Source organism: Pseudomonas sp. PS02302 (assembly GCF_029959585.1).
In the GTDB taxonomy this organism is placed as follows: Bacteria; Pseudomonadota; Gammaproteobacteria; order Pseudomonadales; family Pseudomonadaceae; genus Chryseomonas; species Chryseomonas aestiva.
This window is the reverse complement of record NZ_JASCON010000066.1, coordinates 1-14,254: the sequence shown is the minus strand read 5'-3', so window position 1 is coordinate 14,254 and position 14,254 is coordinate 1. Positions and strand designations below refer to the sequence as shown.

Sequence of the window (14,254 nt, the reverse complement as noted above, 5' to 3'; positions counted from 1 at the left end):
CGACGCCTTGTCCCCAGCGTCGAAAAAATGCCGCTCAAATCGTCCAAAACCCGGCGCTGGCGCGGCTTCCAGCCATGCTGGCACTTTGCGTAAAGAACATTGCTTTTGCCAGGAAAGCCATGCTTTATAAGACGTCGGCAGCTTCTTGCCGCCGGTCGGACTGGGGCACCAGCCCGGCAACCGGTTCGAGGCTCGATCTGTACCGATACAACAAGGCAACCCGATCGACCAGGTCGTGGCGAGCGGGGATAGGAAATCCAGAAAGCTTCGGAGAGATGTGATGGGTGAGCAACGTGAAACCGGGACCGTCAAGTGGTTCAATGACGCCAAGGGATATGGATTCATTCAACGCGAGGGCGGTGCCGACGTGTTCGTTCACTACCGCGCCATCCGCGGCGAAGGTCATCGCTCCCTGAACGAAGGCCAGCAGGTGGAATTTTCGGTGATCGAGGGCCAGAAGGGCCTGCAGGCCGAAGACGTCGCCCAGGTCTAGATCCGTGGCGCGAGGAGCGCAAGGTTCCTCGCGCCTTCAGTTCACTCGGTGCGCCAGACGATCTCTTCGACGCCCGCGTCCGTCACCTTCAGCCAGCGATCGGCGGCTTCTTCCTCTTCCTCCTCGCTCCAGCCACTCGGGGCGCAGCGCACCTGTACCTGGAGGGCTGCATAGGCATCGCGGGCGCAGGCCAGGTCATCCACCCAGGGCGACACATCGCTTTCCAGCAGCAGACTGTGCCATTTGCCCACGGCCTTCGGCAGCCAGGTCACCGGAATGGACTCGCCGCCATAGCGCAGGGTGCATTTGAGGGTCTGTCCGCGCGCCTGCCAGACGCAGGGCATGGCGAACACCTGTTCGAGCCAGGCCGAGACGGCGTCCTGATCGACGTCCTTGAGGTAGATTTCGATATCGGGCTGGCGCATGGGGCTTAGGCTCCGGATTTGATGATCCAATCGTAACGTACTGCCACCCGCACCTCGAAGGGCTCGGCCAGGACCTGCTCGCGGCGCTCGGCGTTGACGCGCCAGCCGTGGGGCGTCATGGCCAGCAGGTCTTCGCGGGTCTGGCGCTCGGCCAGCGGCAGCACGAATTCGAGCCCCTCGCTGTGGGCCAGTTCCAGGCCCGGCGGCAGATCCTGCAGGTGCTTGTCTTCGGCATAGTCGCGCACCTCGTCATAGAGCCGCTGGCGCAGCTCCAGCAGGTGGGCGCTGGCCGGGCCCAGGCGCAGGATGCCGCCGCCGGGTGCCAGCACGCGCCGGGCTTCGGCCCAGTCGATGGGACTGAAGACGCTGGCCAGCAGCTGGCAACTGGCGTCCGGCAGGGGCAGGCGCGCCATGCTCGCCACCAGCCAGGTCAGGGCCGGGGTACGCCGGCAGGCGCGGCGTACCGCCTCGCGGGAGATGTCCAGGGCATAGCCGTCGGCCGCGGGCAGGGCCTGGGCCAGGCGCGCGGTATAGAAGCCTTCGCCACAGCCCACGTCGATCCAGCGCTGGGGCGCGCGCTCGGCGGCCAGATGCGCCAGGCGCTCGGCCAGGGGCGCATAGTGCCCGGCATCGAGAAAGCGTCGGCGCGCCTCGACCATGGCGGCGTTGTCGCCCGGGTCCAGGCTCTTCTTGTGCTGTACCGGCAGGAGATTCAGGTAGCCCTGGCGGGCGCGGTCGAAGCGATGGCCGGCGGCGCAACCGACGCCACCCTCGAGTTCGGCCAGCGGGGCCTGGCAGAGCGGACAGATCAGCTTCATGCCAGCAACCGTACCAGGGTGCCGTAGTACACCTCGGTCAGCAGATCCAGGTCGCTGGCCAGGACGTGCTCGTCCACCTGGTGGATGGTGGCGTTGACCGGACCCACTTCCACCACCTGGGCGCCCAGGGTGGCGATGAAGCGACCATCCGAGGTGCCGCCGCTGGTGGAGGCTTCGGGGCGATAGCCGGTGACCGCTTCCACGCTGGCGGCGACGGCATCGAGCAACTCGCCCGGCTCGGTGAGGAAGGGCAGGCCCGACAGCGACCAGTCGATGTGCCAGTCCAGGCCATGGCGGTCGAGGATGGCCTCGACCCGGGCCTGCAGGCCTTCCACCGTGGATTCGGTGGAAAAGCGGAAGTTGAACAGCGCCTGCAGCTCGCCCGGCACCACATTGCCGGCGCCGGTGCCGGAATTGAGGTTGGAAATCTGGAAGCTGGTGGGCGGGAAGAAGGCGTTGCCCGCATCCCACTGCTCGCCGGCCAGATCCGCCAGGGCCTGGGCCGCCAGGTGGATGGGGTTGCGTGCCAGATGCGGATAGGCCACGTGGCCCTGCTTGCCGCGCACGGTCAGGCGGCCGTTGAGCGAGCCACGGCGCCCGTTCTTGACCACGTCCCCCAGCAGGCGGGTGCTGGAAGGTTCGCCGACGATGCACCAGTCCAGGCGCTCGCCACGCGCGCGCAGGCGCTCCACCACGGCGCGGGTGCCGTGCAGGGCCGGGCCTTCCTCGTCGCTGGTGATGAGGAAGGCGATGGCGCCACGGTGTTCGGGATGGTCGGCGACGAAGCGCTCCACGGCGATGATCATGCTCGCCAGGCTGCCCTTCATGTCGGCAGCGCCGCGACCGCGCAGCATGCCGTCGGCATCCACATGGGCATTGAAGGGGGCCTGCTGCCAGGCCTCCAGCGGGCCGGTGGGCACCACGTCGGTGTGACCGGCGAAGCACAGTACCGGACCCTCGCCGCCACGCCGCGCCCAGAAGTTGTCCACCTCTTCGATGCGCAGGGGTTCGAGGGCGAAGCCCAGGCGCTCCAGGCGCTGCATCATCAGGGCCTGGCAGCCTTCGTCCAGCGGCGTGACCGAAGCCCGGCCGATCAGGTCGCAGGCGAGTTCCAGGGTGGGGGTGAGGGCGGTGGTCATGGCGGGTCCCGGGAGGCGGCTAGGGTTCAGGGGGAGCGGTATGGTAAAGGAAAACCTATACTGTGGCTTTTGTGGAAAGCCTTCATGACGTTCGATGAACAACGCTTCGGCGGGATCGCCCGGCTCTATGGGCAGGAGGCCGTCGAGCGCCTGGCCGCCAGCCACGTCGCCGTGGTCGGCATCGGCGGGGTGGGTTCCTGGGCCGCCGAGGCCCTGGCCCGCAGCGGCGTCGGTCGCATCAGTCTGTTCGATCTGGACGACGTCTGCGTCAGCAACACCAATCGCCAGGTGCATGCGCTGGAAGGGCAGGTGGGGCGGCCCAAGGTCACGGTGATGGCCGAGCGCATCCAGGCCATCAACCCGGCCTGCGCGGTCAAGGCGGTGGCGGATTTCGTCACCCGCGAGACCATGGCCGACTACATCACCGAAGAACTCGACCTGGTGCTGGACTGCATCGACAGCGTGGCCTCCAAGGCGGCGCTGATCGCCTGGTGCAAGAGACGCAAGATCGCCATCGTCACTACCGGCGGCGCCGGTGGTCAGATCGATCCCACCCAGATCCAGGTGGTCGACCTCAATCGCACCTACAACGATCCCCTGGCCTCGCGGGTGCGCTCGCTACTGCGTCGCGACTACGGCTTCTCGCGCAATCCCAGCCGCCACTACAGCGTGCCCTGCGTCTTTTCCACCGAGCAGCTGCGTTATCCCAAGCCGGACGGCAGCGTCTGCCAGCAGAAGAGTTTCGTCGGCGAAGGCGTCCGCCTGGACTGCGCCGGCGGCTTCGGCGCAGTGATGATGGTCACCGCCACCTTCGGCATGGTCGCCGCGGCCCGGGCCGTGGACAAGCTGATCCAGAAGCCCAGGGGGTAGGGCTTTTCGTCGGTTGGGCGAAGCCCAGCAATCCCCGGTCGAGCCCAACCTACGTTCAGCTATGTAGGGTGGACAACGGCGCAGCCTTGTCCACGCGGGATGGTGCCGGAGGTTGCCGGTGGAAAACGCTGGCGCGGTTTTCCACGCTACGAGGGTTCGAGCGCGGCGGCCCTCACATATCCTGGGGCGTTTCCCGGGCGGGGCGGTCGTCGGCGATGGCGGGGACGTGCAGGCCGGTCTTGGCCAGTTGCTGACCTTCCATCTGCGGCTGGGTGGTCCAGGTGAGGATGTCGTAATAACGGCGCACGTTCTGCACGAATTCCACCGTCTCGCCGCCGCGGGCATAGCCGTAGCGGGTCTTGCTGTACCACTGCTTCTGCGCCAGGCGCGGCAGCATCTTCTTCACGTCCAGCCAGCGATCCGGATCCAGGCCCTGGGATTCGGCCAGCCGGCGCGCGTCGAGGATATGGGCGATGCCGATGTTGTAGGTGGCCAGGGCGAACCAGGTGCGATCCGGTTCGTTGATGCTGTCGGGCAGCTCGTCGCGGATCTGGTCGAAGTACTTGGCGCCGCCGGTGATGCTCTGCTCCGGATCCAGGCGGTTGGCAACGCCCATGGCCTGGGCGGTGTTGTTGGTCAGCATCATCAGGCCGCGCACCCCGGTCTTGGAGGTGGCGTCCGGGGTCCACAGTGACTCCTGGTAGCCCATGGCGGCGAGCAGGCGCCAGTCCAGCTGATGCTTCTGCGCCACCTTGCGGAAGTGCTTCTCGTACTTGGGCAGGCGTTCCTGCAGGTGCTGGGCGAAGGTGTAGGCGCCTACATAGCCGAGCACATCGACGTGACCGTAGTAGCGCTCCTTGAGCTGCTGCAGGGTGCCGTCGCGGCGGACCTTGTCCAGGTAGGCGTTGACCGCGTCGAGCAGGCTGTTGTCTTCCCCGGGTTGCAGGGCCCAGGCCTGGCCCTGGTTGTCGCCCAGGTCGAAGGCCACGCGCACGTTGGGGAAGTACACCTGGTTCATGGCCAGTTCGTTGGAATCCACCAGGGTCAGGTCGATCTGGCCTTCGTCGACCATGCGCAACAGGTCGCTGACCTCCACCTGATCGGATTCGTCGAAGGTGAGTCCCGCTACCTGAGCCTGCAACGCCCTGAGCTGCTGCGCCTGGCTGCTGCCCTTGAGCACCAGGATGCGCTTGCCGACCAGGTCCTTGGGCGTGCTGGGCCGGACGGTACCGTTGCGGTAGATGACCTGGGGCACCACGTCCAGATAGCTGCGGGAAAATTTCAGATTCTGGCGATTGACCGAGGGCGTGAGGCCGGCCGCGGCGATCACCGGGCCGTCCGGCGCGGTCAGGCGATTGAAGAGGTCGTCGAGGTTGTCGGCGGTGCTGATTTCCAGGCGCACCTTGAGGGATTCGGCGAAGCCCTTGACCAGTTCGTATTCGAAACCGGTCTCGCCGTTGCGGTCCTGGAAGTAGGTCGCCGGACTGTTGCGCGTCACCACGCGCAGCACACCCGCCTGCTGCACCTGCTCCAGCGCGGCCGGCTTGGGCGGCGCAGGCACGTCGGCCTCCCCGCAGCTCATGAGCAAGGCGAGGAAGGGCAGGGTAAGCCAGGCGAATCGCTTGAAGGCTCTATTCAAATGGGCTAGCTCGGCCATACGGCATCAAAACGGCACTGGCGCCTTGCTGACGCGCCTCATCGGTCGGCCCCTCCGGGCACTCGTTATGGTCGGGACGCTCCGCGCCACCGGTCCGGCCAAAGGCTCTATCCTGAGCCCAATGGGAAGCCGCGTCCATGGGGCGCGGCAGGCCGTAACGGCGGGCAGTATACGCGAGAAGTGGCCAAGCGCCCATTTTATACATACAGGGGTGGTGGTAAGGCTGCATGAACCCCCGTCGCCGGAAGGTGTCCCCGGCGCGCCTTTAGGCTAGAATGCACGGCCCCAAAGTGACTTGGCCCCGAGGCTGTCCCCGATGCTGATCCTGCGCGGCGCTCCCGCTCTTTCTTCGTTCCGTCACGGCAAACTTCTCGACCAGCTGACTCGCCTGGTTCCCGGTGTCTCCGGGCTCTATGCCGAGTTCGTTCATTTCGCCGAAGTCGCCGGCACCCTGAGCGCGGAGGAAGAGGGCATCCTCGGCCGACTGCTGCAATACGGCCCCAGCGTCCCCCAGCAGGAACCCAGCGGCGCGCTGTTCCTCATCGTGCCCCGCCTGGGCACCATCTCGCCCTGGTCGAGCAAGGCCACCGACATCGCCCACAACTGTGGCCTGGCGCAGATCGAGCGCCTGGAGCGCGGCGTGGCCTACTACGTCGCCGGCGAACTGGACGCCGCTGCCCACGGGCAGCTGGCCGCGGCCCTGCATGACCGCATGACCCAGCGCGTGCTGCCGACCCTGGACGCCGCCGCCGACATCTTCAGCCATGCCACGCCCAGGCCGCTCACCGCGGTGGACGTGCTCGGCGGCGGTCACGCTGCCCTGGAGCAGGCCAATCTCGAGCTGGGCCTGGCCCTGGCCGATGACGAGATCGACTACCTGGTCAAGAGCTTCACCGCCCTGGGGCGCAACCCCCATGACATCGAACTCATGATGTTCGCCCAGGCCAACTCCGAGCACTGCCGGCACAAGATCTTCAATGCCAGCTGGGACCTCGACGGCGAGAGCCAGGAGAAGTCGCTGTTCGGCATGATCAAGAACACCTACGAGATGAATCGCGCCGGCGTGCTGTCCGCCTACAAGGACAACGCCGCGGTCATGGAAGGCTTCACCGCCGGGCGCTTCTACCCCGACGCCGCGTCCCGCGAATACGGGGCGCACAGCCAGCCCGTGCACATCCTGATGAAGGTGGAGACCCACAACCACCCGACCGCCATCGCCCCCTTCCCCGGCGCCTCCACCGGTTCCGGTGGCGAGATCCGCGACGAAGGCGCCACCGGCCGCGGCTCCAAGCCCAAGGCGGGTCTGACCGGCTTCACCGTCTCCAACCTGAACATCCCCGGTTTCGCGCAGCCCTGGGAGCAGCCCTACGGCAAGCCCGAGCGCATCGTCACCCCGCTGGACATCATGATCGAGGGCCCGCTGGGTGGGGCCGCCTTCAACAACGAATTCGGTCGTCCGGCCCTGGCCGGCTACTTCCGCACCTTCGAGCAGCAGGTCGAGACCCCCCGCGGTCCCGAGGTGCGCGGCTATCACAAGCCGATCATGCTCGCCGGCGGCCTGGGCAACATCCGCGCCGACCACGTGCAGAAGGGCGACATCTCGGTGGGCGGCAAGCTCATCGTGCTCGGTGGTCCGGCCATGCTGATCGGCCTGGGCGGCGGCGCGGCCTCGTCCATGTCCACCGGCGCCAGCTCTGCCGACCTGGATTTCGCCTCGGTGCAGCGCGAGAACCCGGAAATGGAGCGCCGCTGCCAGGAGGTCATCGACCGCTGCTGGCAGCTGGGTGAAAACAATCCCATCACCTTCATCCACGACGTGGGTGCGGGCGGCCTGTCCAACGCCTTCCCCGAGCTGGTCAACGATGCCGGTCGCGGCGGTCGTTTCGAATTGCGCAACGTGCCCAACGACGAGCCGGGCATGAGTCCGCTGGAGATCTGGTGCAACGAGTCCCAGGAGCGCTACGTGCTCTCCGTGGACGCCGAGAACTTCGAGACCTTCAAGGCCATCTGCGAACGCGAGCGCTGCCCCTTCGCCGTGGTCGGCGAAGCCACCGAGGAGCGCCAGCTGACCGTGGCCGACAGCCACTTCGGCAACAACGCCGTGGACATGCCGCTGGACGTGCTGCTCGGCAAGCCGCCGCGCATGCACCGCAGCGCCACCCGGGAAGCCGAGCTGGGCGACGCCTTCGACGGCGCCGGCCTGGACCTGACCGAGTCGGTGGAGCGCGTCCTGCGCCACCCGGCGGTGGCCAGCAAGAGCTTCCTGATCACCATCGGCGACCGCACCATCACCGGCCTGGTCGCCCGCGACCAGATGGTCGGCCCCTGGCAGGTGCCGGTGGCCGACTGCGCCGTGACCGCCACCAGCTTCGACGTCCACACCGGCGAAGCCATGGCCATGGGCGAGCGCACCCCGCTGGCGCTGCTCGACGCGCCTGCTTCCGGCCGCATGGCCATCGGCGAGACCATCACCAACCTGGCCGCCGCGCGCATCGAGAAGCTCGGCGACATCAAGCTGTCCGCCAACTGGATGGCCGCTGCTGGCCACCCCGGCGAAGACGCGCGTCTCTATGAAACCGTCAAGGCGGTGGGCATGGAGCTGTGCCCGCAGCTGGGCATCACCATCCCGGTCGGCAAGGACTCCATGTCCATGAAGACCCGCTGGCAGGACGGTGGCGAAGACAAGAGCGTCACCGCGCCGCTGTCGCTGGTGATCACCGGCTTCGCCCCGGTGCAGGACATCCGTCGCACCCTGACCCCCCAGCTGCGCCTGGACAAGGGCCAGACCGACCTGATCCTCATCGATCTGGGTCGCGGCCAGAATCGCCTGGGCGGCTCCATCCTCGCCCAGACCCATGGCAAGCTCGGCCAGCAGGCCCCCGACGTCGACGAAGCCGAAGACCTCAAGGCCTTCTTCGCGGTGATCCAGGGGCTCAACCAGGACGGCCTGCTGCTGGCCTACCACGACCGTTCCGACGGTGGCCTCATCACCACGGTGGTGGAAATGGCCTTCGCCGGTCACTGCGGCCTGGCCCTGCGCCTGGACGCGCTGGCCGCCGACCGTGACGAACTGACCCGCGCGCTGTTCGCCGAGGAGCTGGGCGCCGTCATCCAGGTGCCCCAGGACTTCACCCACGAGGTGCTGGCCCAGTTCAGCGCGGCCGGTCTGGAAGACTGCGTGGCGGTGATCGGCAACCCGGTCAACGGCTACGAGATCAACATCCACTACCACGACGAGCACCTCTACCGGGCCGAGCGGCGCATGCTGCAGCGCGTCTGGAGCGAGACCAGCTTCCAGATCCAGCGCCTGCGCGACAACGCCGAGTGCGCCCAGCAGGAATTCGATGCCCTGCTGGAAGAGGATCATCCGGGTCTGTCGGCCAAGCTGGCCTACGACCCCAACGAAGACATCTGCGCCCCCTACATCAAGAAGGGCGTGCGGCCGCAGGTCGCCATCCTGCGCGAGCAGGGCGTCAACGGCCAGGTGGAGATGGGCGCGGCCTTCGATCGCGCCGGTTTCGCCGCCATCGACGTGCACATGAGCGACATCCTCTCCGGTCGCATCGACCTGGCGGATTTCAAGGGCGTGGTCGCCTGTGGCGGCTTCTCCTATGGCGATGTCCTCGGCGCTGGCGGTGGCTGGGCCAAGTCCATCCTGTTCAATGCCCGTGCCCGTGACGGCTTCCAGCAGTTCTTCGAGCGCACCGACACCTTTACCCTGGGCGTGTGCAATGGCTGCCAGATGGTCGCCAACCTGCGCGAGCTGGTGCCTGGCAGCGAATTCTGGCCGCGCTTCGTGCGCAACCGCTCCGAGCAGTTCGAGGCGCGGGTGTCCATGGTCCAGGTGCAGGATTCGCCCTCGCTGTTCCTCGCCGGCATGGCCGGGTCGCGGCTGCCCATCGCCATCGCCCACGGCGAAGGCTTCGCCGAGTATCCGGACCAGCAGGCGCTGGTCGCCGCTGACGTCTCCGGCACCGTGGCGCTGCGCTATGTCGATGGCCACAGCAAGGTCACCGAGACCTATCCGGCCAACCCCAACGGCTCGCCGCTGGGCATCACCGGTCTGTCCAGCCAGGACGGTCGTGTGCTGCTGATGATGCCGCACCCCGAGCGCTGCTTCCGGGCCGTGCAGAACTCCTGGATTCCCGCCGACTGGCAGGGCGAGGACGGCGGCTGGATGCGCCTGTTCCGCAATGCGCGGGTCTGGGTGGACTGAGGGTTCGGCGTCTGGCCAGGCGTGCTCGACCTGCGGTCGGGTGAACCTGGCTCATAGGCTCTCTTCCAAACCGACGGCGAGCCACCCGGCATCCGCCGCTGCGCTCTTACCCCCTCTCCCTCAGGGAGAGTGCTGGGGTGAAGGCCACCCAGCCGGAGAGCGTCACCATGCTCAAACTCTGCTTCTACGTCCCCGACTCCCACCTGGAAGCCGTCAAGCAGGCGATCTTCGCCGTGGGCGGCGGTCGCATCGGTCTGTACGACAGCTGTTGTTGGCAGGTCCAGGGCGTCGGCCAGTTCCGCCCGTTGCCGGGCAGCCAGCCGCACCTGGGCGAGCAGGGCAATCTCGAACAGGTCGCCGAATGGCGGGTGGAACTGGTGCTGGCCGACGAGTCGATCGCCCGCCAGGCTGTAGCGGCGCTTAAGAGGGCTCACCCCTATGAGACGCCCGCCTATGACGTGGTGCAGGTGCTGGATTTCTAGGGTTCAGGGATAACCCAGAACCGTCTTGATCCGCGGCAACTCCCGCTCGACCCAGCGCGGATCCACCGCGCCCCAGTCGCGGATCTCGTAGCCGCCGGCATTGTTGCGGGCGCCTTCGCCCTGCACGAACTGGCAGTCGATATCCAGATCGGCCAGCGCCAGCAGGGTGTCCTGGGCCGTGCGCCTTGGCATGCCGGTGGCGGTCATCAGGGCCGGCACGCTGGTGGCGGTGCCGCTGGCCACCAGCCAGGCCACATAGAGGCGGCGATAGAAGCTGGTCTTGGTCTTGCTCACGTCCATGAGAGTCGTCCTGGGTAATAAAAAGCCCACCGCGGGGGTGGGCTTCAGGGGCATTAGAGGGTGGCGATGCGCTGCCGCTGGTCCACCAGCTTGGCCAGGGCCTGTTCGGCCTCGGCCAGTTTGGCGCGCTCCTTCTCCAGCACCTCGGCCGGGGCCTTGGCAATGAAGCCTTCATTGGCCAGCTTGCCGCCGACACGCTTGACCTCGCCTTCCAGGCGGCCGATCTCCTTGTCCAGGCGCGTAAGCTCCGCGTCCTTGTCGATCAGGCCGGCCATGGGCACCAGCATTTCCATCTCGCCCACCAGGGTGGTGGCGGACATCGGCGCTTCCTCGCCGGCGGCCAATAAGCGGACCGATTCCAGCTTGGCCAGCTTGTTCAGCAGCGGCTCGAAGTCGGCCAGGCGGCGCTGGTCCTCGGCACTGGCGTTGGCGACGATGATGTCGATGCGCTTGGCCATGGAGATCTTCATCTCGCCACGGATCTGCCGTACGCCCAGCATCAGCGCCTTGACCCACTCGATGTCGCCTTCGGCGGCGGCATCGATGCGCGCCTCGTTGGCCACCGGCCAGGGTTGCAGCATCAGGGTCTCGCCCTGGACACCGGCCGGCGCCTTGAGGCGCTGCCAGATTTCCTCGGTGATGAAGGGCATGAAGGGATGCGCCAGACGCAGCACCACTTCCAGTACCCGCGCCAGGGTACGACGGGTGCCGCGCTGGCGCTCGATGGAGGCGTTCTCGTCCCACAGCACCGGCTTGACCAGTTCCAGGTACCAGGCGCAGTACTCGTCCCAGACGAATTCGTAGAGTGCCTGGGTGGCCAGGTCGAAACGGAAGGCGTCGAGCTGACGGGTCACCTCGGCCTCGGTGCGTTGCAGCTGGGAGATGATCCAACGATCCACCGAGGACAGCTCGACCGGTTCGTCGTTGACGCCGGTGTCCTGGCCCTCGACGTTCTCCATGACGAAGTTCGCTGCGTTCCACAGCTTGTTGCAGAAGTTGCGGTAGCCCTCGACGCGACCCATGTCGAACTTGACGTCGCGGCCGGTGGTGGCCAGGGAGCAGAAGGTGAATCTCAGGGCGTCGGTGCCGTAGCTGGCGATGCCGTCCGGGAATTCGGCGCGGGTCTGCTTGGCGATCTTCTCCGCCAGTTTGGGTTGCATCAGGCCGCTGGTACGCTTCTCCAGCAGGGTGTCCAGGTCGATGCCGTCGACGATGTCCAGCGGGTCGAGCACGTTGCCCTTGGACTTGGACATCTTCTGGCCCTGGCCATCGCGCACCAGGCCATGGACGTAGACGGTCTTGAACGGGATCTGCCCGGTCAGGTGGGTGGACAGCATGATCATCCGGGCGACCCAGAAGAAGATGATGTCGAAGCCGGTGACCAGCACATCGGTGGGGTGGAAGGTCTTCAGTGCCTCGGTCTGCTCGGGCCAGCCGAGGGTGGAGAAGGTCCACAGGCCGGAGCTGAACCAGGTGTCCAGGACGTCATCGTCCTGGCGCAGGGCGATGTCACCCAGGTTGTGCTTGGCGCGTACCTCGGCCTCGTCGCGACCGACGTAGACGTTGCCGGCCTGGTCGTACCAGGCGGGAATGCGGTGGCCCCACCAGAGCTGGCGGCTGATGCACCAGTCCTGGATGTCGCGCATCCAGCTGAAGTACATGTTCTCGTACTGCTTGGGCACGAATTGCACCTCGCCGCTCTCGACCACGGCGATGGCCTTCTCGGCCAGGGGCTTGGTGGAAACGTACCACTGGTCGGTCAGCCAGGGCTCGATCACGGTGCCGGAGCGGTCGCCCTTGGGCACCTTGAGGGCGTGATCGTCGATCTTTTCCAGGCGGCCGGCGGCCTCCAAGTCGGCGACGATGCGCTTGCGCGCCTCGAAGCGGTCCAGCCCGGCGTAGGCGGCGGGGAGGGTGGCGTCGAACATGCCGTTGACGCTGCCGTCGAGGTTGAACACCTGGGCGCCGGGGAGGACGGCCGCGTCGGCGTCGAAGATGTTGATCAGCGGCAGGTTGTGTCGCTTGCCGACTTCATAGTCGTTGAAGTCGTGGGCCGGAGTGATCTTGACGCAGCCGGTGCCGAATTCGGGGTCGCAATAGTCGTCGCCGACGATGGGGATGCGCCGGCCCACCAGGGGCAGCTCGACGTACTGGCCGATCAGGTCCTTGTAGCGCGGATCTTCCGGGTGCACGGCCACGGCGGCGTCGCCCAGCAGGGTTTCGGGGCGGGTGGTGGCGACCACCAGATGGTCCATGCCCTCGGCGGTGCGGGCGCCATCGGCCAGCGGATAGCGCAGGTGCCAGAGGTGACCCTTCTCGTCATGGCTTTCCACTTCCAGGTCGGAAATGGCGGTGTGCAGCTTGGTATCCCAGTTGACCAGACGCTTGCCGCGATAGATCAGGCCGTCCTCGTGCAGGCGCACGAAGGCTTCCTTGACCGCCTCGGAGAGGCCCTCGTCCATGGTGAAGCGCTCGCGCGACCAGTCCACCGAGGAGCCCAGGCGGCGGATCTGCCGGCTGATGTTGCCCCCGGATTCGTTCTTCCATTCCCAGACCTTCTCCAGGAATTTCTCCCGGCCAAGATCATGGCGCGACAGGCCCTCGGCGCCGATGCGGCGTTCCACCAGCATCTGGGTGGCGATGCCGGCGTGGTCCGTGCCCGGCTGCCAGAGGGTGTTGCGACCCTGCATGCGGCGGAAGCGGATCAGGGCGTCCATGATGGCGTTGTTGAAGCCATGACCCATGTGCAGGCTGCCGGTCACGTTCGGCGGCGGGATCATGATGGTGTACGGCTCGCCCGACCCCTGGGGCGCGAAATGGCCCTGGCGTTCCCAGGTCTGGTACCAGGAGGTTTCGATGGCGTGCGGCTGGTAGGTCTTGTCCATGGAGGGGGCTTTTGTCGCTGGAAGAGGAAAGCCTCCGAGTATAGCGACTCCGGCCCGCCGACGGCAGGGCGCCTTGGCGCCCCGCGCTCAGGGACGCTGCAGCAGTTCTTCCAGGCGCCGCTGGAGACGGCGCTGCAATTCGGCTTCCAGGCGCGGCAACTGCTCGTCGAGCAGCTCCTGAAGAATGGCCGGTGCTTCCTGGCGCAGGCGCACCTGGGCCAGGTCTTCGTGCGGCGCGCTGGGCGTCGCCTCTTCGATCACGTCCGGCACGATCTGGTCGAGCAGCGGCGGAATGGCCTTGAGGCGCTCGGCGCTGGGGGCGATGACATCGGAGAGGATGGGGATGCCATCGGCACTGCTCGGATGGACCGCGTTGCGGCTCTTGTCGAGTACCTGGCGGATGGCTTCGAGGTCTTGCAGGACGTGCGCGGGAGGCTTGGTGCTGGTCATGAAATCAGACACGTGACAGCTGATGGTCCTGTAGAGCATAGCCAAGCTTGCGGTAGAAGCGAAAACCTTCGCGCATCGCCTGGCGCACTTCGGGGGCTTCGACAACCACTTCGGCGATCCGGGCGAAACCCGCATGGCAGGGCGGCGGCGCCAGGCTGAGGTTGATCAGCAGCTCACCCGTCTGCTCGGCGGGCGTGGCCAGGCCGAGCACTACCGGGCTGTCGCTGGATGTTTCCGCAAGATCGTGGGGAACGAAGCTGTCCGGGCGGAAGGCCCACAGCTGGTCATCCAGGCGCTGGCGCTGTTCGGCGTCGGCACAGTGCACATAGACCGGCATGCCCTGCTTCCAGGCCTTGTCCACCAGGCGACAGGCGAAGGCCAGCCGCGCCGCGTGATCGGTGGAAGGCAGAACATAGAAGTCGACACGGGTCATGGCGGATCACGAAGAAGGGGAGGGAAACGGCAAGGGCGCGCCGCCCGGGGGGGGGGGGGGGGATAGGGGGGTTGGCGGGTGTGAAA

Annotated in this window: 12 protein-coding genes; 4 read left to right on the top strand and 8 right to left on the bottom strand. The window is 66.8% G+C overall.

Annotation, left to right across the window (positions count from 1 at the left end):
* The first annotated feature begins 280 nt into the window (after nucleotides 1-280).
* Entirely contained in the window at nucleotides 281-493 is a 213-nt protein-coding gene (locus QMX82_RS19230; RefSeq protein ID WP_133862934.1) for a cold-shock protein, read from the top strand.
* Between the two features lie 41 nt (nucleotides 494-534).
* On the opposite strand, the gene QMX82_RS19225 is transcribed toward QMX82_RS19230, so the two are convergent.
* From QMX82_RS19225 to dapE, 3 genes are read right to left on the bottom strand one after another with little or no spacing between them, the layout of a single operon-like run.
* Nucleotides 535-918 carry a hypothetical protein gene (locus QMX82_RS19225; protein ID WP_208694264.1) on the bottom strand — a complete coding sequence of 128 codons (384 nt, stop codon included), beginning with the start codon at nucleotides 916-918 and terminating at the stop codon, nucleotides 535-537.
* 5 nt (nucleotides 919-923) lie between these two features.
* A complete protein-coding gene (locus QMX82_RS19220; RefSeq protein ID WP_282286572.1) occupies nucleotides 924-1,736 on the bottom strand; it encodes a putative RNA methyltransferase in 813 nt (270 codons plus the stop codon).
* A complete protein-coding gene (dapE, locus tag QMX82_RS19215) occupies nucleotides 1,733-2,875 on the bottom strand; it encodes a succinyl-diaminopimelate desuccinylase (RefSeq protein WP_282286570.1) in 1,143 nt (380 codons plus the stop codon). The genes QMX82_RS19220 and dapE overlap by 4 nt, the downstream gene beginning before the upstream one ends.
* 84 nt (nucleotides 2,876-2,959) lie before the next feature.
* On the opposite strand from dapE, the gene tcdA reads away from it, so the two are divergent.
* On the top strand, nucleotides 2,960-3,745 hold the full coding sequence (gene tcdA / locus QMX82_RS19210) for a tRNA cyclic N6-threonylcarbamoyladenosine(37) synthase TcdA (protein ID WP_158893440.1): 786 nt from the start codon (nucleotides 2,960-2,962) through the stop codon (nucleotides 3,743-3,745).
* 172 nt (nucleotides 3,746-3,917) lie between these two features.
* Here the strand turns inward: tcdA and mltF are convergent, their stop codons facing one another.
* Nucleotides 3,918-5,402 (bottom strand): membrane-bound lytic murein transglycosylase MltF, encoded by a 1,485-nt coding sequence (gene mltF, locus QMX82_RS19205; protein WP_282286564.1) that lies wholly within the window; start codon nucleotides 5,400-5,402, stop codon nucleotides 3,918-3,920.
* 316 nt (nucleotides 5,403-5,718) lie between these two features.
* Here mltF and purL point away from each other — a divergent pair, with 316 nt between their 5' ends.
* The gene (gene purL, locus QMX82_RS19200; RefSeq protein ID WP_282286563.1) at nucleotides 5,719-9,618 is read left to right on the top strand and encodes a phosphoribosylformylglycinamidine synthase; all 3,900 of its coding nucleotides are present in this window, start codon (nucleotides 5,719-5,721) and stop codon (nucleotides 9,616-9,618) included.
* A 167-nt stretch (nucleotides 9,619-9,785) separates the two neighbouring features.
* Nucleotides 9,786-10,100, top strand: a complete 315-nt coding sequence (locus QMX82_RS19195; protein ID WP_208694925.1) for an NGG1p interacting factor NIF3 — start codon at nucleotides 9,786-9,788, stop codon at nucleotides 10,098-10,100.
* A gap of 3 nt (nucleotides 10,101-10,103) precedes the next feature.
* On the opposite strand, the gene QMX82_RS19190 is transcribed toward QMX82_RS19195, so the two are convergent.
* From QMX82_RS19190 to QMX82_RS19175, 4 genes are all read right to left on the bottom strand, one after another.
* On the bottom strand, nucleotides 10,104-10,400 hold the full coding sequence (locus QMX82_RS19190) for a winged helix-turn-helix domain-containing protein (protein ID WP_208694269.1): 297 nt from the start codon (nucleotides 10,398-10,400) through the stop codon (nucleotides 10,104-10,106).
* Nucleotides 10,401-10,453: 53 nt separating this feature from the next.
* The gene (locus tag QMX82_RS19185; RefSeq protein ID WP_282286561.1) at nucleotides 10,454-13,285 is read right to left on the bottom strand and encodes a valine--tRNA ligase; all 2,832 of its coding nucleotides are present in this window, start codon (nucleotides 13,283-13,285) and stop codon (nucleotides 10,454-10,456) included.
* A gap of 87 nt (nucleotides 13,286-13,372) precedes the next feature.
* Nucleotides 13,373-13,735: a hypothetical protein gene (locus QMX82_RS19180; protein WP_208694271.1), complete on the bottom strand. Its 363-nt coding sequence runs from the start codon at nucleotides 13,733-13,735 to the stop codon at nucleotides 13,373-13,375.
* Nucleotides 13,736-13,739: 4 nt separating this feature from the next.
* Complete coding sequence (locus QMX82_RS19175; protein ID WP_282286558.1) at nucleotides 13,740-14,168, bottom strand: DNA polymerase III subunit chi; 429 nt, start codon at nucleotides 14,166-14,168, stop codon at nucleotides 13,740-13,742.
* Nucleotides 14,169-14,254: the final 86 nt, after the last annotated feature.

Excerpts from the sequence above, each read along its gene's own strand:
- QMX82_RS19185 (WP_282286561.1), bottom strand. The coding sequence starts at position 13,285 with ATGGACAAGACCTACCAGCCGCACGCCATCGAAACCTCCTGGTACCAG.
- QMX82_RS19195 (WP_208694925.1), top strand. The coding sequence starts at position 9,786 with ATGCTCAAACTCTGCTTCTACGTCCCCGACTCCCACCTGGAAGCCGTC.
- QMX82_RS19225 (WP_208694264.1), bottom strand. The coding sequence starts at position 918 with ATGCGCCAGCCCGATATCGAAATCTACCTCAAGGACGTCGATCAGGAC.
- dapE (WP_282286570.1), bottom strand. The coding sequence starts at position 2,875 with ATGACCACCGCCCTCACCCCCACCCTGGAACTCGCCTGCGACCTGATC.
- QMX82_RS19230 (WP_133862934.1), top strand. The coding sequence starts at position 281 with ATGGGTGAGCAACGTGAAACCGGGACCGTCAAGTGGTTCAATGACGCC.
- purL (WP_282286563.1), top strand. The coding sequence starts at position 5,719 with ATGCTGATCCTGCGCGGCGCTCCCGCTCTTTCTTCGTTCCGTCACGGC.
- tcdA (WP_158893440.1), top strand. The coding sequence starts at position 2,960 with ATGACGTTCGATGAACAACGCTTCGGCGGGATCGCCCGGCTCTATGGG.
- mltF (WP_282286564.1), bottom strand. The coding sequence starts at position 5,402 with ATGGCCGAGCTAGCCCATTTGAATAGAGCCTTCAAGCGATTCGCCTGG.
- QMX82_RS19180 (WP_208694271.1), bottom strand. The coding sequence starts at position 13,735 with ATGACCAGCACCAAGCCTCCCGCGCACGTCCTGCAAGACCTCGAAGCC.
- QMX82_RS19220 (WP_282286572.1), bottom strand. The coding sequence starts at position 1,736 with ATGAAGCTGATCTGTCCGCTCTGCCAGGCCCCGCTGGCCGAACTCGAG.
- QMX82_RS19175 (WP_282286558.1), bottom strand. The coding sequence starts at position 14,168 with ATGACCCGTGTCGACTTCTATGTTCTGCCTTCCACCGATCACGCGGCG.
- QMX82_RS19190 (WP_208694269.1), bottom strand. The coding sequence starts at position 10,400 with ATGGACGTGAGCAAGACCAAGACCAGCTTCTATCGCCGCCTCTATGTG.